Here is a 22,690-nt window from a genome sequence, read left to right as displayed (position 1 = left end):
TTATTTAAAGCGTTTTAAATATCAAAGATGCATATTATTTTTTCAGGATTTTACTTTTGTATTGCCGCCGGTGGTCAGAGAAATATCAACCGGTTTGTTTGTTTTCCATGATCCCGAAGTGAAATCCGGTATGTCAATCGGAGCGGAGCGGTTGGCCACAGACCATTCCGTAAGCGGCGAAATGACACTCCATGAAGCAGCATCATATACATCCTGATCCAGCGCAAGGCCATTTCTCAGGCAGTCGATCAGGCGCCAGTCCATTAGAAAATCCATGCCTCCATGTCCGCCAACTTTCTGAGCAAGTTCACCGATTCTTTTGACAATTTCGGGCTCATATTTTTTTTCAAGCGCTTTATATTCTTCTTCCGAAAACCATTCATGTCCTTGTGAAATGCGTCCGGGAAGCGGATATTTTTGGGCCGCACCTTTGGTTCCGCTGATCAGATGAATACGGGAATAAGGTCTGGGAGAACTTACATCATGCTGGATCATGATCGTCTTTCCTTTTTGTGTTCGAATGGTTGTCGTATTCATGTTGCCGCGAAAAGATTTTCCTGCAAATTCCTTAAAATCAGGATCTTCTTTTGCCAGTTTGTGCGCACGGTCTGCAATCATAAAATCGTTGCTGGCCATGGAAACCAGATAATTCATTTTATCACCGCGGTTTATATCCAGAACCTGAGCGACAGGTCCAAGTCCGTGTGTAGGATAAAGATTGCCATTTCGCTCATTTTCCCGTAAACGCCATAAATTGTAACGTGCAGATTTGTCAAAAAAGGAATTGTAAATATCATGAATATAGGCACCTTCCACATGGACAATTTCGCCAAAAAATCCCTGACGGGCCATATTCAAAGTGAGTAATTCAAAAAAATCGTAACAGCAGTTTTCAAGCATCATACAGTGCTTTTTTGTTCGCTCGGAAGTTTCAACCAGTTTCCAGCATTCATCCACCGAAATCGCAATCGGGATTTCGCAGGCTACATGTTTTCCATGTTCCATTGCATAAATCGCCATACTGGCATGAAGGTTCCAGGGCGTGCAAATGTATATCAGGTCAATATCATCACGCTCACAAACTTTTTTCCAGGCATCTTCACTTCCTGAATAAACGGTTGGATTATGCCCGGTTCCTTCAAATTTCTTTTTTGCATCATTGACTTTTTCAGGACGAATATCACAAAGGGCCTTAACTTCCACATTTTCCAAAAAGACAATACGCTGGATAGCACCGCCGCCTCTGTTACCAAGTCCGATGTATCCAATTCGGACAGTATTGATTTTTGGAGCAGCGTACCCACTCATGTTAAATTTCTGCTTGTGCGGTTGGGATGACGATTCATGGATTTTTGAATCAACAGATCCTTTTTTGTCCAAAGCATAGTCCGGCTTCAAAGCTGCGCCAACAAAACCGAAACTTCCTAATCCTGTAAGTTTTAAAAATTTGCGCTTGTCCATTTTTCAAATCGTTAAAAGTGGGTTTAGTTGATTATACATGAGTACTTTAAAAGCAAGAGCGAAGTACTAGTATTAACCATCAAATTACTTGAAAATCTGGACAAGACAACCCGTTCGATGGCTTTTCTGCCATCGAACGGATAAAAAGAACTTATTTTCCGACCGGGAGGTGACTGATAATATCCTGCGTAGTTCCGATTTCACCAATTCGTGGGAAAATGTTGGTCATACTGTGGTTGTAAGCTTCAAGGATTTTATCGGAAGTTGCGTCACTTGCAAAACTGATATTATATCCAAGTTCACTGGCGGCTCTGGCCGTTCCTTCCACACCGACACTGGTGGAAATGCCGCCAAGAACGATTCCGGTAACTTTCAGTTTTTGAAGCTGCTCATGCAAGGACGTATTAAAGAAGGCATTCCATGTCTTTTTCTCAATCAGAATATCACTTGGTTTAATTATAATTTCCGGGACAATATCGGTGAATCCGGTAATTGGCATCGCCACTTTTGCTATGGTTTGCAGCACTGTGTTTTGTGGAGCCGAAGGCTTTTCAACCCTTGCCTTTGCCCAGTCCGCACCAACAGGATTAACATGCACAATTACCACGGGCAATCCCGCGAGCCGGAATGCATTTGCAAGAATGGCAGCTTTTGCCAAAACATCTTTTACGGGATGCACAGTATCTTTTGCAATTCCTTTCTGAAGGTCTATCAAAACCAGAGCGGTATTTTTATCAATTTCCGTAATCATAATTTTTTGCTTTAAATGGCTGAGGCCGATAATGTTGATAATGATGATTTACCATTTTCCTGTTGCAGCCAATTTTTTCAACAATATTTCAAAAATTGGCTCTCATCTAATTCCTTATTTTTCTACCATTTTTATGCCATTTATTATGATGAAGCAATAATTTAACATTCGTTATTGCGGGGAAATAAGGTTTTTATCGATGATGTTTCAATTTTAGGTATCTGTGAAGCTATGTTATAAAATGCCCATTTAGCTTGAACGTATATTCGTGCCGATGTAATCAGAAAAAAACTGCTTGTAGAATTTAATGTCTTTCGATTAATCTATTTCTGACTACCTGGTGATGATGAATTTTAAATAACAACCAGAAATACAAATTATTATTAATGATAATATTTGATCCAACATATTTATATCGTAGGATAAATTGTGCAAATAAAATGCTTAATTTGTAAAATTAATTCTATTCACAATTAGGTATTTCAGCTGAAAAGTTAAATCTTGCCAACCTGACATCAAATAGAAAAATTAGTCCAGGAGTTATTTAATTGCCGTATTTTCTTTCAAAAATTCTTGTAGTATAACCTGGATTGATAAAACTTTTTAAATTGAGAATTATTAAATTTTCAATTTACTGATCACGACTCAACGTTATAAATAGTGACTATTTGATTATTCATGAAACAACTTCTCCTCCTAGCAATTATTGGGTTTTTTGTCATCAATAAACCTTGTTTTTCCCAAGCCCCAATGCCCAGGTTCCGGCGTTTAACAACAAATCAGGGACTTTCACAAAGCCATATCAGCACAATACTGAAAGACAAAAAAGGGTTTATGTGGCTTGGCAGCGAAGATGGCCTCAACAAATTTGACGGCTTCAAATTTACCCATTTCAAACATGATGCTAATAATAAAAACAGTATAACGGACAGTTATATTCAGGATCTTCTGGAAGATAAAGCAGGCAATTTATGGGTCGCAACATCAGGTGGTCTTGACAGATATGACCGTGAGAAAAACATTTTTGTTCATTACAGAAACGGAGATGCCAGTTATGACATCAACGATATTTTTCAGGATAGCAAGGGCAGAATCTGGCTTGGGACCAGCCAGGGATTATTTTTATTCAACGCTGCTACCGGCGTTTTTAAAACCTGGCATCTGGGCGAGCAAAAATTAAAAAGCGGCGGGAGCGCGTTTGTAACGCAGGTCATTGAAGATAATGACGGAAGCCTTTGGCTGGGAACAGAGCACGGTCTTTTCAGGTTTAATCCGGAATCAGGAATTTCCAGGGGATATTTTAAGAACTCTGATCCAAAAAACGGACTGGTTTCTGACTGGATCATGGCTTTGTGTAAAGACCTGAAAGGTGATATCTGGGTGGGTACGCGTGGTGGCGGTTTGTCGCTGTATAACGAGAACAACGATACTTTCAGAACATTCCTGCACGACAAAACAAAAAACAGTATTGCCCACAATGATATTCTTTCCCTCATGGAAGCGAACGATGGAAAAATGTGGATTGGTACTGAAAATGGTGGAATCAGCGTGTATGATATTTTCAGGAATAAATTTGTCACCTACCAATATGATGCTGCTGATTATACAACACTAAGCAACAATTCCGTCTACTGCATTTATCGCGACGATGCAGAAAATATCTGGATCGGTACTTATGCCGGCGGTGTCAATTTTATATCAAAATATGAAGACAAATTTTTCAGTTACAGGCAGATCGTAACGAATAAAAACAGTCTGAGCAATAATAATGTCTTATCCATTTGTGTGGATAGCAGCGGAAATAAAATCTGGCTTGGTACAGATGGCGGCGGTCTGGATTTGCTGGATCGAAACACCAATTCCTTTAAACACTTCCGGCACACAAATAGTAAAAATTCTATTAGTACAGATTATGTGATATCCGTTATTCAGGTTTCCAAAGATGTGCTGGGATTAGGTTATCACAACGGAGGTTTCGACCTGTATAATACCAAAACCGGTATCTTCATACACCACGTGCCGATTCCGGGTAATCCAAATAGTTTGTCAATTTTGGATGTGAACAATTTGCTTCGGGATGCGAGCGGAAATCTATGGATAGGCACATGGAAAGGCGGACTGGATTTCTACGATATTGCCAACAAGAAATTCACACATTACCGGAATGATCCTGCGGATGACAAAAGTTTGAGCGGTGACATTGTTACCACCGTTTTTCAGGATAGAAAAGGAGGAATCTGGGTAGGAACGCAAACGGGTTTGAATTATCTGGATGCGGATCGGAAACATTTCAAAAGATATCAGCACAAGGCAAATGACAAGTTCAGCTTATCAAACAATAAGGTCCAGACAATTTTTGAAGTTGCAAATGGTGATTTATGGATCGGTACAAGGGGTGGTGGCCTGAATTATTTTGATAGAAAAAAGCAAACTTTTAAATCTTATACAGAAAAGGATGGATTGGCAAGTAATGTGGTATTTGCTATTTTGAAAGACAGAAAAAATAATCTGTGGTTAAGCACGAATAAAGGAATTTCCTGTTTCAATCTGCAAAAAGAAAAATTCAGGAATTATGATATTTCTGACGGTCTGCAGGGAAATGAATTCAGATATAACTCACGTTTTCAAACTTCCGACGGGCAAATGTTTTTCGGTGGGGTAAATGGCTTTAGCAGTTTTTATCCGGAACAGTTGAGAGACAACAAGTTTGTTCCGCCCGTATATATTACGGATCTGTTGATTTTTAACAAGGAAATAATTCCCGGAGATAGCAACGACATCCTTCCAAAACACATTAGCGAAACCAAAGTTATCACGCTGTCGCATAAACATTCAGTCTTTACACTGGAATTTGCAGCGCTCAATTATACTTTGGCCAGGAAAAATCAATATGCCTATAAACTTGAAGGTTTTGATACGGATTGGAATTATGTGGGTACAAAACGGACGGCCACTTACACCAATCTGGATCCGGGTACTTATGTTTTTCGGGTACGTGCATCAAATAACGACGGTGTCTGGAATAACAAAGGTACGTCTCTGAAAATTATTATTGAACCGCCTTTCTGGCTTACATGGTGGTTTAAAGCCGCAAGTATTCTGCTATTTATCGGACTGGCAATTGCCTTTTACCGGGTCAGGACTTACCGCATTTTAAAAAGACAAAAAACACTGGAACGCCAGATTAAAGAGCGTACAATCCAGCTCGAACATTCGATTGAAGAAGAAAGAAAAGCGGTACAAAAAGCGGAAATGGCCAGTCGGGCAAAAAGTTCTTTTCTGGCAACGATGAGCCATGAAATTAGAACTCCTATGAATGGCGTACTTGGCCTGGCTTCTCTGCTTGCGGAAACTCCTTTAAATGAAGAGCAACGAAATTTCACAAAATCGATACAGGCCTGCGGAGAAAACCTGCTTACGGTTATCAACGATATTCTTGATTTTTCAAAAATCGAGTCGGGGAATATGGAGCTGGAAGAAGGAGATTTCAGCCTTCGAACCTGCATTGAAGAGGTCATGGATTTGTTTTCGCCAAAAGCCGCCGAGATGCATCTCGACCTGATATACCAGATCGATCCTGATGTGCCTTCCCAAATTATAGGAGACAGCCTGAGACTGCGGCAGATCCTGATCAATCTGGTAAACAACGCGATAAAATTTACCAGGGAGGGAGAAATTTTTTTAAGAGTCAGTGTGATTAATATCTTCGATGACGATTCTGTGGAATTGGGTTTTGATGTCAAAGACACCGGAATTGGTATAGCAGAAGACAAAATGGATCGTCTGTTTAAATCTTTTTCACAGGTTGACTCATCAACCACGCGCCGGTATGGAGGAACAGGTCTTGGACTTGTGATCTGTGAAAAACTGGTTGCGCTGATGGGTGGATCCATTTCTGTGAAAAGCGTGGTTGGAGAAGGAAGTACTTTTCATTTTTCAATAAAAACCAAAAGAAGCAGACAATCCCTTCAGACCTATGTTACCTATAACATGGATGGCCTGGAAAATAGTAAAATCCTGATTGTGGACGACAACGAAACAAACTGGGAAATTTTGAAAGGCCAGCTGGAAGATTGGAAATTGATCCCATATGTCGCCAGTTCGGGCAAGCAGGCATTGGAGATATTGGAACAAAAGATAAATTTCAGTCTGGTAATTACAGATATGGAAATGCCGTTGATGGATGGTATACAACTCGCTTCGTTGATCAAAGAACGTTATCCGATTTTACCGGTCATGCTTTTAAGTTCAAAAGGGAATGAAATACAAAAGCACAACCCGGGACTTTTTTGTTCGATTTTGACAAAACCAGTGAAACAGCACGTGCTGTCAAGACATATTTTTACAGAATTAAGCAAGTTTAAAAAAGCTGCAATCAACCAAGTTCAGGAGCCGGATATTCCAAAGAAAAAATTAAGATCTGATTTTTCAATCAAATATCCTTTGAATATTCTTGTTGCCGAGGATAACAAGATCAACCAGATCGTCATTATGAATATCCTCAAAAAACTCGGATATACTGCGGATTTAGCCACCGATGGATTTGAAGCCCTGAAAATGGCTACCCAGAAAAAATTTGATGTCATTCTGATGGATATTCAAATGCCGCTGATGGATGGCCTGGAAGCAACACAGCTCATAAAAAAACGATATCCTGTTCAGCCATTCATCATTGCAATGACAGCCAATGCTTTGCCGGAAGACAGAGAAATGTGTATGAGATCCGGAATGGATGATTACATCAGCAAACCGGTAAACCTGGACGAGCTAATGCTGATGCTTGAAAAATGGGCAGCTCAATCACAAGCTACGCTGGCTTCCTGATCTGATGGTTTGCGCTTTTTTCTTCATAATTGTTTGTGTGTCTTTCTGTGGAAACCGGTGACATTCTGTTGTGGTCAATTTCCCGTTTTGAGATCAAAAAATTCATTCTGAGCAATTATTGAATGTGGTATGATTATTTATCTGATTTGGCAGAATTAGATTTATCAAGAGTAATCATTTTATTAACAAACTTATTATGAAAAAGATATTGATTTTTATGGCCATGGTTGCCGCTTCAACTATGGCATATGCTCAGGATTCAACTAAAACGAAGGTTGGAAGAGCAGCAGATAAAACAAAAACAGAAGTAAAAAAGGATGCGAAAGCAGTAGGGAACGGTGTTAAAAAAGGGGCTAATGCAGTAGGTGAAACCGCTGAAAAAGGTTACGATGCTACGAAAAAAGGTGTTAAAAAAGGTGCTGACGCAGTAGGAGAAACCGCTGAAAAAGGCTATGATGCTACTAAAAAAGGCGTAAAAAAAGCTGAAAAGAAAATTAAAGACGATAAGTAGTTCAAACGATAAGCAAAGAGAGCCTGCCGAAAAGCAGGCTTTTTTATGCTTTTATTTTTCATTAATCATATCTTGATAAACTTTTGCGGCGGCATCATAGGCTGCTTCCGCATCTTTTTTTTCTTCCTTACGAATATTCGGTTCCTTCATTTTCCAGCATTGCTTTAAAGCAGCTAAACACCATTCTGCACTTTTCTTTTCTAAAACCGGCTTTTTGTCAATATAAATGAAAACCGGATTTGAATGTGAACTTGGATAAATACGCGTAGCTACCCAGCTGGACTTTTGTATAGGTAATGAAAACTCAACATCATTAATATCGCCATTCGCAGGAATTTCCTTGGCATCCACGGCTTCCCCATTCACAATCAATTCCACCTTCACTTTTCTTGACTGTCCGATTCGAGCCCTTTCAATATCCCAGTAAGGCATTTTGTATATCGGTGTAGCGGCGGTTTTCTTTCCCGTTTCATCCTGTTCCAAAGGAACATAAGCAGCGACTTTGGCTGTAATTTTTACGGTTTGTTTTCCGGAAAATGACAATTCACTTTCATTACTACCCGCTTGCTGCCCATTAACGGCAAAATCCATAATGTGTGATTTTCCGTCGGAAACGTAACTTTTCCCTTTTTTCAGCGCTTCTGCATATTGATCGTAACTAAGCACACCGTCAGTTTTGAAATAACTTCTTGCCTGACCAACACGTGCATCCGTGATACATGGAAAATCTGTTTCGCCGCTTAGTCTTATTTTAAACCCACAATTTAGCGTGTGGTAATACATGTTCAGCTCCCAGGGCGCTGGCGTATCACCCAAACTGTAAAAATCAACCAGGTTATTCGTAACGGTAACAACGTATTCATTAGCTCCGATACCATCCATTTTTGGGATTACATAATTTGGCAATTTCGTTACCATTTCCTGAGGTTCCAGTCCCCAGCCCGAATGCGCGTAACCGACCACGCCACCCTGATTTTTGGCCCAGGAAAGTACCGGGGCGGTCCAGCTTGGCCATTGCTCAATCAGTGTTGTTCCCGGATAATCATCTTCCTTAATTCTTAAAAGGACAATATGACCGGCATGTGAAGATGGAAAACCTGAAACCTCCACATCATTTCGCATAATATTTTTCTTGTTGGAATAGGGCTCATCCTTACCTGTAAAAAATGTTTTTTGATGATACCAGCTTGGTCCCCAGGCAAGGTTGGCGGCCATATTAAGATCTTCACCAAGTACCTGCCGCCACATATCTTTTGGATCTACACCTTCGGTGGGACTATCATAATGACTGCATCCGGCGGCATGAATATGATGGTCGGCGCTGAACCAGCCAAGTTTCGACATTTTTATCCATCGTTTGAGCTGAAAAGACAGATCCAACTCTTTCACATTTTCGGGAATGATCACCTGTCTGGTTTCCTTTATATATTCGGGGCCTCTGGTAAAAGTTATCGAATATTTTCCCGGCGGCAGCTGCACGTCTTCTCCATCGCTTCGGTATATCTGAGGCTGAAAGAAAAAATCAGGATATTTGTCTGTGGAAGCTACACGTCTGGATGGGAGCGGATATATTCCGGTGAATTTTCCACCTGCATGCTCCTGCGAATCCGTGATTAAAAACGAGGCCATTACAGGTGATCCGTCATCATCCCTGACATGAAATTTCACTTTGACCGAAGGTTTAACCTTAAACAAAATGGGTGTAGTATTTCTATAACCAATATCTTGTGAACCGTGCCCGATACTATATCCTATTTCAATTTCCCGCGAACCTGCATCTTTCGAATAAATCTGAACAACCGCATATTCCAGTTTTAAACCACTCAGATTTGGTTGTAAAGGACGATTGGTATACATCTGAATTTCAGCAAAACGATTTGCAACCTGGCCTGGAGTCACCACATTTTCCTTTTTAACATTTGGTTCAAAAGATGGTGAATGGTAAGGTTTAGCTGCGTTCGGGCTCTCGGCTTCCAGTTTGGCAGTTATGCCGGCGTCATTATTTATTTTGACTAAAAAGCTTGTCCAGCCGCCTTGTATTAACACTGCTTTTGCTAATCCGCGGTCAACCTTAACGCGGCCTTCCGGATTGATACCGATGATATTCAGACAATACGGATCCAGAATTTCCTGAATCGCTCTGACAGATTCCGGGCCGGTAGAATTGTTATTTAAAGCTTTCAAACGTTTAAGGTCCGGAGCAGACAATGCATTTCCTGAAAAATTGAGTGCCTCACTTAGCCGAAGAGCCTGAGCAAGCAAAGGTTGCGGTTCAACAGTTTGATTTATGCCGGATGAAGTTTGATGATGTTCATGCTGGGCGGAAAGCAAAAATGGTGTCAGAAGATAAATGAACAGCAAAAGGAGTTTTTTCTTCATATCAGGATTATACTATAATTCGCTGCAAAACCGCACCGCTTTTTTTAAATCTTCCTCATTGTTGTAATCAATATTTTGTTTGTCAAGATATTTTTCAATGACGTTTTTATTTTTTGAAAATATCTTCAACAGACTGGTTTTGTTAGCCTTGCTAAACCGGTGATTGATATCCATCAAAAGATAGGTAGTCGCTGGTTTTAATAAAATTGTATTGCTGGCCGGCAGAATTGTCGTTCTTCCATTTATATCTGTAAAAGTCGATGCATTGTAAACAGATCCTATTTCGCTGCTATTTTGATAAGCTCCTTTTTTCTCAATCCCATCTCTTTGATACTGAACCTTTTTTGTTAGAAGCATCAAGCCGCAATCTTCAATAACTTCCACAAAACCATTTTCAGGAAAAGGATAAAAACGGCTATTGCCAATATCAGCATAGCCGACTTGGTTGTTGTCGGCAATGGCCAGCGTATCTCCCTTGGCATTTATAAACATTACTTCACCCAAAAGATAGCAGTAATTCAGCTTGCTTACCGCATAATTTCCATTGGTATAATTTAAGCGGCCAAACTGGAAATCGGGATATTCAAACCTGTCTTTTGCCGGAATAAATTTAGTGGCATCCTGTCCGTTTTTCACCCTGAGTACTTTGGTTGGCTGAGCAAAAATTTTGGAAAGAGGGAAAAAAATAAAAGCAGCGACTCCGCAAGTTTTTATTAAATTTTTTAACAAATTCATATTTTTGTTAAGCTAAAAAGTTAAAGGGAACTGCAAAAATCAAGTATCTTCATTAAGTCCGGTTGTTTGGAAAAGTCGATGTTTTCTTCTTTTATATAGGTGATAATTTCTTTGTTATTATCCCGATATAATTTCAGCAGAATTGCCTTGGTAGGAATATAAAATCGTTGGTTTTTATCGATAAAAAAATAATCAGATTTTCTTTTGAAAACGACTTTATCAGTAGGTTTCATCCACTGATATCCGTTTTGATTACTAAATGTCTTGTAATTGGAAATCGCAGAAGTAGCAGAATAGTGATTGAAAGCGGATTCTCTTTCGTTATCCAGAACGGTCAATACCAGTTTTTCTCCAAGCCTTATTTTGCCATAATTTTTTATTTCCTGAACATGTCCTTGTTTTGGTAAAAAATAAAAGATTTCTGAGCCAACGGCTATGCTATCCATAAAATTTTGGTCAGTCAGTAATAGCGTATCTTTTTGTGGACCAATAAATTCTATTTCTCCGTAAAACAGATTGTAATTAAGCAAGGCATTTGCAATACGGCCATTTCGGAAATAAACCTTCCCAGGTTTAAATTGGTCGAACTGGTATTGTTCCTGATAAGGAATGTTTTTTGAGATATTGGAACCGTTTTTTGCCCTATATACCTTTGGCGTGTTCTGCGCAAAAGTAAATGCAGCACAATGCAGGAAAAGTATTGTTAGTAAACAGCTTTTCATTACCGGTTTCTCAGGAAAGAAATTTTCATTAATTAACAAAAAATCAACGTTAATTACAATTATTTAAGAGGTAAATAATATTTGAATTCACTAAGCAAGTCAGGATTAATTTATTTAAAACCTGGTGCAGATTTTATGATAAGTAAGTAGCGCATTTAAAATATGGAAAATTTGTATTTTCTGGCAATTACGCCGCCGGAAGAAATCAGCAAAGAGATTATCGAAATACAAGAAGATATTGCGGCTCGTTTTGATAGCAGGGCTTCGCTTAAAGTGATGCCGCATATCACTTTAAAAGCTCCGTTCAAATTTCCCATGGCGGCGCATATTATTGTTTTGGAATGGTTTGAAAATCTCCAAATTAATCAATCCGCATTCAATTTGGAATTGAAAGATTACGGAGCTTTTCACAATAAAAACAAACCTGTAATTTTTATAAAACCCGAGAAAAATGCTTCGCTAGCGACATTGCAAAAACAGATTTTATCTGAATTTGAAAATGCATTTCCCGGGGTGGCGATAATGGATCTCGAATTAGATTTTCACCCGCACTTAACGATTGCATACCGGGATTTGAAAGTAAATTTATTTCAGGAAGCGTGGCGGGAGTTTCAGGCCAGGGAATTTCTCAAAATATTCGAAGTCAATGATTTTCACTTGTTACAACATGACGGTAAGAAGTGGAACATCATCCGTACTTTTCCATTAAAATTTTTTCAAAATAATTAGGGTCAACTTATTGGTCTCCTGGGATTTTCGGGGAGATATTTTTGTAGATTTTTTGGGACAAATTGAGATAACTTATTATGAATCAGTATATATATTAGATTTTGTAAATCTAATTATTTCTAATAATTCAAGAAACTAATCAGGTAAATGTAATAGAATGGGCTCACCGGACTTTTCTGGTATCATTTTCCCTTGCAGGTTATTACCAATCAGAAAAGTTCTTTGCTTGAATTTAAAAAGTTTGACTTTGGGAATACGTTTTGTATGACTGTTTTATAATTGAATATGAAATAATTCATACAAACTTAAAGTCAATAAAATGAAAACGATAAAACTCGCAATCGTAGCAATACTTACAATGGCATCTGCTGTAAGTTACGCTCAAAATCCATCTTCACAGCCTGTACCTTTGCAAGATTCGTCCAGAATGGATCAGGGCAAAAAACTGAACTCAACTCCGACACCGATGCCGCGGACAGGAGCACCTTCGGATGATACATTGATCAGGGATCAGAGAACATCAAACATGAATATGGATACCACTAAATGGAATGGTAAAAAAATGGATGGGATGAAAAAGGGTAGAAGAAAAGGCGGATCCGGAGAGCTTGATACCACCGGAACAAGAAGAAAAAATAACTAGAATTTTTTTACTTAGTAACATTAAAATGCCTCCGGTATAAGTTTACCGGAGGCATTTTTTGTGATTAATCCTTGTCGCCCAAATATGCTTTATTTTTCAATATTCGCATCGCCAGAGAGCCTAATCTTATTTTTTGACTTAATAACGAAAACATATTTTTACCAACTTTCAATGCATTGATATTTTCGCCATTATAACTTTGTTTTACTTTTTCTCCTGTCCTCATATTTACGAGTTCATCCCTCAGATACAGTTGTTTAGTAACCATATTGGAAAGCATCGGAGTGTAGTAATAACAGTCTTTGAAGAAGTAATGCGTCACTTGCGACCAGCGTGTTGAACCTTGTTTGGTAACTGGTGAACCGCCATGAATAATATTGGAAGACCAAATCAGCAAATCACCTTTTTTTGCAAGGAATTTCTTCTTTTCAAACTGGTGCGCGTCTACAATTTTTTCTATAAAATCTTCATACTGAATGTAGTCTTTGTATGACGGTGTTTGTGCGTCGGTCCGGATGTATGAAAAGTCGTATTCCAAAAGTTTTTGTGAGCCTGGATAGTAAAAAACGGGTCCGTTTTCTTCGGTAATATCTTCCAGTGCCACCCATACGCCGCACATAAATTTGGAAGGCAGCGAACTGAAATGGATTGTATCCGAATGTGCTCTCTGCTGCGAACCGAATTTGAAATTGAGTGTTTGAAACGGAATCGGTTCTCGGCCGTAAAAAATTTCGAGAATTTCGAGCAGGGCAGGATAGCAGGCCAGTTCTTTTGAAGCTTCGGAAACCATCCATAAGTCCTGGATTCTTCGTTCATCGCGTTGGGTTTTAATGGGAAAATCAGGATTAAATCCTTTGTTTTCAGCATCCTCCTTCGTTTTGTCGATCAGTGAATGCGGCAAAAGTCCGGGAATTACAACGAAACCATTTTTTTGATAATCCAGCACATATTTGAGCTGCTGGTCAGTTAGTTTCTTAGTTTTTAAAATCTCTTCAAAAAAAGGCGATTCGATCCAGGGTAAATTAGCAGTAGGCATATGTGAGGTTTTACTATATGATCAGAATTTTTATGGCGTTTTGACTTAATATTTGCTCTAAAATCATGACTCTTACTTCCCCGGAATAGTTGGAACAGGTTTCAGCAAAAGGTAAAAGTAGACTTAAATCAAACCCAAATAATTGTTCCAAGACGTTGAGAACGCGTTTGATGCAAGTGCTATCTATAATAAAGGATTAACTGCACAATTTATTGCTTTACGCTTCCAAGTTTTAAAGTATTCCTCAAAAGTGTTTGATTATCAGATATTTAGTTTTGGGTTGGTATGGTTATTATGTAGCCTATCGCCAAACCAAACTGTTAAGTTATACTTCATCAACATTTAATTTTTATGAAACACAAATCCAGCAACCTGATTAGCCTGACTAAAAAACTGACTTACTTTATTTCGGCGAGTGTCTTTTTCAGTCTGATTGCCTGCACCGACCACAATACCGAACCGATTGTGAGTGTAAAACCAAAAACGGCAAAACCGGCATGGGCTCCGGAAATTAAGGATGAAATGTGGGCGGTAATAGAAAAATTACTAAGCTACGGCGACAAACCTATTCCCACTGAAACGCCAGAGGAGGCTCGTAAAAACCATACGGTAAAAGATGCTGTAATGGATCTTTTGAAAGAAAATAACGTGACAGTACCGGCGCCAATGGTTGATACAATGGGCAAAGAAATCCCGGTTGCGGGAGGTACTATTCATGCCCGGGTATATACTCCGAAAACAGGCACAAAACCATTTCCAGTTATTGTTTATTTTCATGGCGGTGGCTGGGTAATTGCTACCATCGATGTTTATGATGCTTCGGCACAGGGACTTGCGGAAAAATCGGGAGCCATCGTGATTTCTGTTGAATACCGAAAAGGACCGGAATTCAGATTCCCAACGGCCCATAATGATGCTTATGCTTCCTATTTGTGGGCGATTGATAATGCAGCATCTATGAACGGAGATTCGAAAAAAATCGCAGTTGCAGGAGAAAGTGCCGGTGGAAATCTGGCAGCAAACGTAAGTATTATGGCTCGTGACAACGGGAAACAAATGCCTGTGCATCAGCTTTTGGTTTATCCGGTTGCAGGTTCGGATATGACGACGCCTTCCTACGTTAAATTTGCCGACGCCAAACCGCTTGACAAACCTTCAGTTGTCTGGTTTTTGGATCATTTCCTTAATGACGTTCCTACGGAATCTAAGGATACACGAATTGATCTGGTACACGCAAATCTGGCCGGACTTCCTTCAACGACGATTATTTCAGCTGAAATTGATCCTTTGGAATCTGAGGGCGGGATTTTGCAAACCAAACTTTCGGATGCAGGCGTTGCAGTGACGCGTAAATTGTATGTGGGCACAACGCACGAATTTTTCGGAACGGCAATATTGGTTCCGGATGCTAAAGATGCGCAGGATTATGCCGCATCGGAATTAAAGAAGGCTTTTGGGATGTAATCTTTGATTGATAAGATATATGATCAATATGCTAAACAGAAAAACCGCTCTCGAAATGAGGCGGTTTTTCTGTTTAGATTCACATTAGAGTATTAATTAAGTTTGCAGCGCTTTTATAATCATCAGGAAAACAGTTAGAAAACCGGTGCTACTTTAAAGAGCGGCTGAAATTATGAAAAGAAAATATACTGATTTAGTGCCACAAAGAAGCACTGTTAATTTTAGCTGTGTTCTGAAAAATGTATCATTTAAGACCGTGTTGAAAATATCTTTTCTAGTTATATTATCTGTTATTTCAATCAAAACAAACGCGCAAAAAGCAAAAGGAACAGCAAATATTTACAGTCGGGATAATTTGATTGCCTGGTGTATTGTACCTTTTGATTCAAAAAACCGTGGCCCGGTTGAACGTTCGGAAATGCTGAACAAATTGGGAATTAACAAACTCGCATATGATTGGCGGGAAAAACATATTCCCACTTTTGATGCCGAAATTGAGGCATTAAAAACACATCATATTACATTACAGGCATTTTGGCTCCATTCCGGACCTGAGCCTGAAAAAGATAAAAATCTGGCGACGATTCTGGAAGTGCTAAAACGAAATAATGTGAGGACACAGCTTTGGCTGATGGTTACCGGAATCAAAGACCTGGATACTATGACGCAGGAAGAAAAGATAAAAGCTTACGCAAAACCTATTGCTTACATTGCCAAAAAAGCTGCCGAAATTGGTTGTACCGTCGGGCTCTATAATCACGGCGGCTGGTATGGTGAACCGGAAAATCAGCTTGAAATTATTAATTATTTTAAGAAACCAAACATCGGTATTGTTTACAATTTTCATCACGCCGAAGAGCAGCTTGACAGTTTTCCAAAGTTTTTTCCAAAAATACTTCCATATTTACTAGCTGTTAATTTATCAGGATTGAAAAAAGGAAATCCGGTTAAGGTGGTACCGATAGGACAGGGTGATGCGGAAAAAGAAATGATTCGTTTGGTAAAAAACAGTAAATACAGCGGTCCAATCGGGATTATTAATGAAGAAACTGCGCCGGATGCGGAGGTTGGATTAACCATGAATATTGATGGCTTAAAGAAAATCCTGAAAGAGCTGGGCGACTCCGCTGCCTTGAAAACCTATAACTAAAAGCGTACACCATGATCGATCAGATCCTGTAAAGCGATTTTTTCATGTTGAATAAGTAAATTTAAAGTTTCAGGATCAACATTTTCAGAGGAAGCCAGTGAAAATGAAAAATCCATAAAAGGTGCGTAAACGGCGTCAAATACCATTTTTGCTCTTTCAAAATGGTAATCCGACGTAATAATGATAATTTCCTCAGGCTGGTATTTTGTAATAATCCATTTGGAAAGTGTAGCGTCCTCCACCGAATGACGGGATTCTACTAGTGCAAGAATATCTTCCTCTTTTACATTTTGGGAAATTAGAGCTTGTTGTAAATAGTAAGCATGTGGCTTGTCCGTCGTATTGAAATGTGGACCATAACCGCCCGTTAAAACAATTTTATACGTTCCTGATCTATACAAGTTTTGGCAAAATTTTAACCTGCTTTTTGCCATTTCACTAAGCGTACCATCAGGCTCGTTGGGCGAACCGAGAACAAGGATAATTTTCATTTAGGTTTGCGAAGTCTGCCATCAGATCTGTTTACCGACAAGATATTGAAAAAGGAATTTTTAAACCAGCTTATCAATTTCTTCTGGACCATACTTTGCTTCGCATCAGTATTTTCCTTTTGGTTTTTTGCGGGTTTGAGTCTGTGGTTTTACGCGTTTCTTGGTGTAAGTTTTTTATCTGGCTTAGTGCCATCCCGATTTTTCAGGCTAAGTAATAATCCTCAATTTTATGAAAAACTGGGAGCCCGGTGGATCAGGAAATTTGTTCAAAATGGCGATCTGGTTAATCTTTTAACTAAAAACCAGGAAGTATCTACAAGATCTATCACTGATAAAAATGATGTAGCGAAGTACCTGAAAACAATTTCAATGTATGAAAAGTATCATTTCATCTGTTTCATATTTTTCTCTCTTTCCGGGATTTTTGCGGTGTTTCAGCAGTCATTTTTTTATTTCATTTTGATCCTGGCGAGTAATATTCTTTATAATGTTGGTCCTGTTATTTTGCAGCAATACAACAGAGCCAGAATTTTTAAATTGAAAAGATAATGTTCTAAGCTTTTTCAACGAGAATACAAATCTCTGTAACCCATTTTTCCGGATCGGGCTCTGCTTCCGGATCCGAAACATAAAACTCAACCCGGCAGCCAACCAATTCTCCACTATCTACGATGCCCCGGTCCTTATAACCATTATCTTTTTTCCATTCATCCAGTGTAGTATGAGCCTGACGCAGGTTTTTATAATCGCCGGTATAAGTCAGGGCGGCGTAATCTCCTTCTGGGAATATTCTGGAAATAATTTTTCCGCTGCCTTCCGCCTTGATTTTTGTCGGTATACCCACATCTACGGTCATATTTCCCTGCTCATCCATGGATAGATATCTGAAAAATGGGGCACCGTTTCCTTCAACTTTATTCTGTCCCATCCAAATAAAAACCTCTGAAATAAGCGGAGGAAGTACTGTCGGGATTTCGACCATACCTACTTTTTGCCTGATCGCCACATAAGGTTCAGCTTCAAAAAATTCGATTTTTGGTTCAGTTGTCATGGTATTTTGGTTTGAGAAGTAAGATTGATTTGGGCAATTTTACAATAGCTAAATTACAACATCAGCGGGATTTTTAGACATGTAAAATGTGACAATCTCAGGGGTAATCCGCGACAGTTTTTGTAAAGACAATCCGTTATTTTTTCAACATTTCTTTGCTGATTTTTTTGAAATCATCTTCTTCAATTTCAAAAAATCCAGTACGAAAGGGGAAACCCCAGGATTTTTTATTTTTAATAAAATCCAGACTTTCAATAAGCGGTAAGATCGAAACTTGATGAGATTTTAGAAAATTCACATTGCGCCGGTAAGGAGCAAAATCCTCAGACATTTTAAACTGATAAATTTCTTCATCCAGTGCCTGTCCGATCGCCGTAAAGGACTGACATTTCTGATCGCCATCCATGGTTTCTTTTGGGGAATAAAATATTACCCAGTCGTCTGGTTTTATGCGTTTTAACGGAGCAAGTTTTCCATGTCCAGCCTGCATGAAACCGCCTTTTACACCACGCAAGATATGGTCTCTGGACGCGACCGTGATCCAGTATCTGGGTTTATCTGCCATATTTGGAAAGAATTGATAGTTGATAAAATTACAGTAATATATAGAATAAAACTGTTTGGAATTATGAGAGGCTCAGGACTTCCTTCTATAATTTTAGGGGAATCTAAATCATTTAAACCCTGGTTAAAGTGGCGCAGTTTGTTGTAGTTTCAAAAAGGGTGAATTTGTATTTTTGTAAAGTAATAAAAGCAATTATGTACGAAAATCTTATCCGGCATATACAAAGATTTGTTTCTTTAAATGAAGAAGAACAGATCATTCTTAAATCTTATCTCAAATTTGAAACGGTAAAAAAGAAACAATTTCTTTTGGAAGAAGGACAGGTTTGTCATGCCAACTGGTTTATTGTAAAGGGTTGTCTGAGATCTTACACACTTAAAGAAAACGGGAATAAGCAGATGGTCCAGTTTGCGATTGAGAATTGGTGGCTTACCGATTATTTTAGTTTTGAACAAAAAAAGGCGTCAAATCTTTTTATCCAAACTGTCGAGGATTGCGAACTTATAAGTATCGATGACCGGATTCAGGATGAAGTATTTGCAAAGATTCCACAGCTGGAACGTTATTTCAGGTTGATTCTCCAAAAGTCATTTGCTGCTTCGCTGATGCGTTTACAGTACATGTTCAATCTTTCACCGGAAGAACGCTTTCATCATTTCAATAACAATTTCCCTTCTTTTATCCAGCGCGTTCCGCAATATATGCTGGCGTCCTACCTTGGATTTACACCGGAATTTTTAAGTAAAATCAGAGCAAAAATTGCAGATTCCTGATTTTCTTGATCACGGTTAAGTTTTTAAAGATGATGAAGTCAGAAATTTGTGACATCATAAATCTAAAAAAAAGTAATCATGGAAAAGAGAATCACAATCCCCGTCACAGAACCAGCAGGATACAAAGCAATTTTGGGTCTTGAAAAATATATTGAAAGTACCAGCCTAACGCCAGTTCATAAAAATCTGATCAAAATCCGGGCTTCCCAAATCAATGGATGTGCATTTTGTATTGATATGCATACCAAAGAAGCACGTGCAATCGGGGAGACGGAACAGAGAATTTATGCGCTAAATGCATGGAGAGAAACTCCGTTTTTTACAGATGAAGAACGTGCTGTTTTGGCCATTGCGGAGGAAGTTACTTTAATTCAGAATCACGTTTCTGATAAGACTTATAATAACGCAATTACACTTTTGGGTGATCAATATGTGGCTCAGGTTATTATGGCTGCGATTACGATAAATGCCTGGAACAGAATCGGAATTGCTACAAATTTGTCGCCTGCTTTGGGTTGAATATGAATTTTGCCGAAAGGGGATTTTTGTTTTTTGGGATTTGGCTTAGGGATAGTTTTTATTACCCGTCCGACGGCAGAAAAAGCCGTCGGACGGGTGGCGGAGAAAAACCTTTTACTCTCCGGGATGCTACCCGTCGGATGGCTTTTTCTGCCATCCGACGGGTATTAAAACTTTGAATTATTCAAATATTGAAAACCGGCTAAATCAGACGGTATTAAAACTTTGAACGATCTAAAATCTTAAAGATCAAGAATCAATGAACAATCCCAACCCTCAAAGCCTTCAACCCTGAAATTCCCTGCAAATCTTCAACCTCCATTTTTTCAATGGTTTTGTCCAGAATATTTTCCTGTTGCAGAATTTGTAAGTACCCGACGTACTCTTTTTCTTCCGTTTCGTTCAGGTAAACGATGGTAATAAATCCGGTTTTCGTGATCCGTTCCGTTGTTCCCTGAATATATGCTTTATCAATCCGTTTTTTCACGATTTCATAACGGGCGTTATAACTTCCGTCAATATCAAACCGCTTTTCATCCATCCGGAAACGAATATCAATTGTTGCGTGATATACCAAAACCAAAGTTGTAACTTCCAATTGGTAAGGCAATTCCGGCTTTAAATAATAATGCGCCGCTTCCATTTTACACAAAGTCCTGAGCTGCCAAAGTCGGAGCTGATACAATTTCAACAGATCAAATTCCAGTTTTGGTACAATAGAAGAGCCGACATATAAATTATGTTCGATGCCGTCCGTTTTAAATCTTTCATAATAATGCGGAAAAATTGCTTGCGCCTTGATCTGGCTTTCATCCAGTACGCTCGCAATTTTCTCATTGATCATCTGAATCGTAGTCTCATATTTCTTACGATACTTATGAAATTCTCCCGTGTTTTTATCAGTTTGTAAAAAATAATCCTGAATCTCCTTAACCAGATCCGGATCTTTAATTTTTCTTAACTGCACATGAATTGTATTGTCGAGATATTGGCTGATATAATGTTCCGTCCCGGCTTTTAACGGCTTGTAAATATCAATCAGATACTGGCTGATCTGCTGCTCTTCTTTTTCGAGAGAATTCTGGGTTTCCTTGTTAACATCTTCCAAAATGGGCAAAAGCCATTTTAGCTGTTTTTTCAGATCTTTCTGTACACTTTCATTTCTTGCGTCGGATGATCCTTTGATATCAATTTGTCCATACAGCGGATGAACCGTTGGAAATACAATTTCCTGCAAATTATATTCTTCTCCAATCTGGTGCGCCAGAATCAGTTTCTGAGCCTCTGCATAAAATTTCCAATATACACTTTTGTGAATCGTAGTGAATTGATTTTGAATTACAGCCTGTATCTGGTTTTCAAATTCGCCTTCAATTCTTTCAATCGTATCGATCAAAAATGGCATAACAATATCCAGCAGATTGGCATTGATACTGTTAAGTACTCTGGTTCTTGGTGAAACAATTTCCAGAATACCATATATACGCTTGTTTTTAATAAGCGGTGCCAGAATAAAACTACCGATATTTTTATTTGTAAAATGATTGGCCAGATAACTTTCCGGATTTGAAACCAGATATTCTGCCGTATTATTTATGGAAAAACTCGTGTTTACTTCGATCAGGTTAAAGTAGGATTTAGCACAAAGCAGATTTCTTGCAGCTTCACTTTTACCCTCTGGCAATATATAGCTGGGCAGTTGCTGTCCATATCTGTCCAGACTAAACGTGTCATCCTCTTGATCAAATGAAGTAAAACCAACACCAAGATCTGCAACCCGGAAAATGGATCGAAAAATGGATTCGATACTATCCCGGAATCCAAAAGAATGATAACTGAGTAGTTTTTCTTTGAGTATGGATACTACATTTTCAACCGTTGCATCGTACAAGGAAATGATGGCAAAACCTTTTAGCAGAAATGTTCCCGGTGGAATTTTCTGTTTCCATAAATCCAGATTTTCATAATTGTTGACGAGATTGTCGACTTCCTCCTGTGTCAGATCCGGTGATTTTTCAGTTCGAAGAATTTCCATGAAATCTGCATTGTACAATATGCGGTAGTACTTTTTGATACCGCTGGCGGTCGGGATTTCATAAAATAACGGCTGACTGAAATCCAGCGCCGTTCCATAAAATTCATTCAATATTAAACAGCAGCTGAAAATGTAAAATTGCTGTTGGTTAAAATCGCGGATATTCAAATTCAGACTAATTCCGGCTGCCTTGATTATGTTTTTAAACCTCTCGGAGTGATTAAAAAAGACGCTGGAATAGGGGAATGTAACTGCTTTTATTTCATTCAGAGTAAGATTTTCCGGGAAATAATCTGCGAGCAAACGTTTTAGCAATTCCTTATTTTTTTCAATCTGGGAAATATCTGTGATGCCATTTCTCAGTTCGGGAAAAGGACGGGCATCGTGAAGTAAGGTAGTAGCCCGTGCTGCATTTTCATTCTCAGGATCGGCAGCAACTTTTTCCAGATTCTCAAAAATGTGGTAAAAAGAAAGTTGTACCTCAAAAGGGCTAATAAATGACGAAAGCAAATCCATAATTGTATTTTATCTTACAATTATAAAAGTAGCGATTTAAGAGATAAGTAATAAGCTAAACTGCCTTTTCCCATTAAAAACGGTCGGTTGACAGGCATTTACATGGGATTTGCTGTGTAATATATTCGCATAAATGCGCAACAGCTTATCTTCCAAAACATAATAAAGCCTGGGAACAGTTTTTTACTAATTGAGCGTCAACGTAGCCAGGCTGCTTTTAGCCTTCAATCTGAAATTCATCAGATCATATCCATCGTTCATTATGGTGGTTTTTCATTTTGTCAACAAAAACGATATTAATTAACCTATGAAAAATGAAACAGCAGTATTGGAGC

Annotated in this window: 19 protein-coding genes; 9 read left to right on the top strand and 10 right to left on the bottom strand. The window is 38.8% G+C overall.

All coding sequences use genetic code 11. The features are described 5' to 3' along the window. Positions 1-42: 42 nt before the first annotated feature. Positions 43-1,461 (bottom strand): Gfo/Idh/MocA family protein, encoded by a 1,419-nt coding sequence (locus tag IEE83_RS20435; RefSeq protein ID WP_194122356.1) that lies wholly within the window; start codon positions 1,459-1,461, stop codon positions 43-45. A gap of 151 nt (positions 1,462-1,612) precedes the next feature. Further along, a complete protein-coding gene (locus tag IEE83_RS20430) occupies positions 1,613-2,212 on the bottom strand; it encodes an isochorismatase family protein (protein WP_228101898.1) in 600 nt (199 codons plus the stop codon). A 750-nt stretch (positions 2,213-2,962) separates the two neighbouring features. Between IEE83_RS20430 and IEE83_RS20425 the strand changes: the two genes are divergently transcribed. Continuing rightward, the gene (locus IEE83_RS20425; protein ID WP_194122355.1) at positions 2,963-7,036 is read left to right on the top strand and encodes a hybrid sensor histidine kinase/response regulator; all 4,074 of its coding nucleotides are present in this window, start codon (positions 2,963-2,965) and stop codon (positions 7,034-7,036) included. A 196-nt stretch (positions 7,037-7,232) separates the two neighbouring features. Next, entirely contained in the window at positions 7,233-7,547 is a 315-nt protein-coding gene (locus IEE83_RS20420; protein ID WP_194122354.1) for a hypothetical protein, read from the top strand. Between the two features lie 51 nt (positions 7,548-7,598). On the opposite strand, the gene IEE83_RS20415 is transcribed toward IEE83_RS20420, so the two are convergent. Genes IEE83_RS20415 through IEE83_RS20405 form a run of 3 tightly spaced genes read right to left on the bottom strand, consistent with a single transcriptional unit; the run spans position 7,599 to position 11,383 of the window. Continuing rightward, positions 7,599-9,926: a CehA/McbA family metallohydrolase gene (locus IEE83_RS20415; RefSeq protein ID WP_194122353.1), complete on the bottom strand. Its 2,328-nt coding sequence runs from the start codon at positions 9,924-9,926 to the stop codon at positions 7,599-7,601. Positions 9,927-9,938: 12 nt separating this feature from the next. After that, complete coding sequence (locus IEE83_RS20410; RefSeq protein ID WP_194122352.1) at positions 9,939-10,661, bottom strand: hypothetical protein; 723 nt, start codon at positions 10,659-10,661, stop codon at positions 9,939-9,941. A gap of 20 nt (positions 10,662-10,681) precedes the next feature. Beyond that, on the bottom strand, positions 10,682-11,383 hold the full coding sequence (locus IEE83_RS20405) for a hypothetical protein (protein WP_194122351.1): 702 nt from the start codon (positions 11,381-11,383) through the stop codon (positions 10,682-10,684). A 162-nt stretch (positions 11,384-11,545) separates the two neighbouring features. On the opposite strand from IEE83_RS20405, the gene IEE83_RS20400 reads away from it, so the two are divergent. Then, the gene (locus IEE83_RS20400; RefSeq protein WP_194122350.1) at positions 11,546-12,112 is read left to right on the top strand and encodes a 2'-5' RNA ligase family protein; all 567 of its coding nucleotides are present in this window, start codon (positions 11,546-11,548) and stop codon (positions 12,110-12,112) included. A gap of 319 nt (positions 12,113-12,431) precedes the next feature. After that, on the top strand, positions 12,432-12,755 hold the full coding sequence (locus tag IEE83_RS20395) for a hypothetical protein (RefSeq protein WP_194122349.1): 324 nt from the start codon (positions 12,432-12,434) through the stop codon (positions 12,753-12,755). 64 nt (positions 12,756-12,819) lie between these two features. Here the strand turns inward: IEE83_RS20395 and IEE83_RS20390 are convergent, their stop codons facing one another. Beyond that, positions 12,820-13,791 (bottom strand): phytanoyl-CoA dioxygenase family protein, encoded by a 972-nt coding sequence (locus IEE83_RS20390; RefSeq protein ID WP_194122348.1) that lies wholly within the window; start codon positions 13,789-13,791, stop codon positions 12,820-12,822. 351 nt (positions 13,792-14,142) lie between these two features. Between IEE83_RS20390 and IEE83_RS20385 the strand changes: the two genes are divergently transcribed. Continuing rightward, positions 14,143-15,255 (top strand): alpha/beta hydrolase, encoded by a 1,113-nt coding sequence (locus IEE83_RS20385; RefSeq protein WP_194122347.1) that lies wholly within the window; start codon positions 14,143-14,145, stop codon positions 15,253-15,255. Between the two features lie 172 nt (positions 15,256-15,427). After that, on the top strand, positions 15,428-16,405 hold the full coding sequence (locus tag IEE83_RS20380; RefSeq protein ID WP_228101897.1) for a sugar phosphate isomerase/epimerase family protein: 978 nt from the start codon (positions 15,428-15,430) through the stop codon (positions 16,403-16,405). On the opposite strand, the gene IEE83_RS20375 is transcribed toward IEE83_RS20380, so the two are convergent. Next, the gene (locus tag IEE83_RS20375; RefSeq protein WP_194122346.1) at positions 16,402-16,896 is read right to left on the bottom strand and encodes a YdcF family protein; all 495 of its coding nucleotides are present in this window, start codon (positions 16,894-16,896) and stop codon (positions 16,402-16,404) included. The genes IEE83_RS20380 and IEE83_RS20375 overlap by 4 nt on opposite strands. A 45-nt stretch (positions 16,897-16,941) precedes the next feature. On the opposite strand from IEE83_RS20375, the gene IEE83_RS20370 reads away from it, so the two are divergent. Further along, complete coding sequence (locus IEE83_RS20370) at positions 16,942-17,445, top strand: glycosyl-4,4'-diaponeurosporenoate acyltransferase CrtO family protein (protein ID WP_194122345.1); 504 nt, start codon at positions 16,942-16,944, stop codon at positions 17,443-17,445. A 4-nt stretch (positions 17,446-17,449) separates the two neighbouring features. Here IEE83_RS20370 and IEE83_RS20365 read toward each other — a convergent pair whose 3' ends face one another. Together IEE83_RS20365 and IEE83_RS20360 are read right to left on the bottom strand one after the other, a co-directional pair. After that, a complete protein-coding gene (locus IEE83_RS20365) occupies positions 17,450-17,947 on the bottom strand; it encodes a GyrI-like domain-containing protein (RefSeq protein ID WP_194122344.1) in 498 nt (165 codons plus the stop codon). 136 nt (positions 17,948-18,083) lie between these two features. Next, positions 18,084-18,512, bottom strand: a complete 429-nt coding sequence (locus IEE83_RS20360) for an EVE domain-containing protein (protein WP_194122343.1) — start codon at positions 18,510-18,512, stop codon at positions 18,084-18,086. Positions 18,513-18,706: 194 nt separating this feature from the next. On the opposite strand from IEE83_RS20360, the gene IEE83_RS20355 reads away from it, so the two are divergent. Both IEE83_RS20355 and IEE83_RS20350 read left to right on the top strand, forming a co-directional pair. Then, the gene (locus tag IEE83_RS20355; protein WP_194122342.1) at positions 18,707-19,285 is read left to right on the top strand and encodes a Crp/Fnr family transcriptional regulator; all 579 of its coding nucleotides are present in this window, start codon (positions 18,707-18,709) and stop codon (positions 19,283-19,285) included. Between the two features lie 78 nt (positions 19,286-19,363). After that, positions 19,364-19,804: a carboxymuconolactone decarboxylase family protein gene (locus IEE83_RS20350; protein ID WP_194122341.1), complete on the top strand. Its 441-nt coding sequence runs from the start codon at positions 19,364-19,366 to the stop codon at positions 19,802-19,804. A gap of 256 nt (positions 19,805-20,060) precedes the next feature. Here IEE83_RS20350 and IEE83_RS20345 read toward each other — a convergent pair whose 3' ends face one another. Further along, on the bottom strand, positions 20,061-22,355 hold the full coding sequence (locus IEE83_RS20345; RefSeq protein ID WP_194122340.1) for a GAF domain-containing protein: 2,295 nt from the start codon (positions 22,353-22,355) through the stop codon (positions 20,061-20,063). Positions 22,356-22,690 lie beyond the last annotated feature (335 nt).

It is taken from the genome of Dyadobacter subterraneus, assembly GCF_015221875.1.
In the GTDB taxonomy this organism is placed as follows: Bacteria; Bacteroidota; Bacteroidia; order Cytophagales; family Spirosomataceae; genus Dyadobacter; species Dyadobacter subterraneus.
The sequence above is the reverse complement of the archived record's forward strand: the minus strand, read 5'-3'. Positions and strand labels throughout refer to the sequence as shown.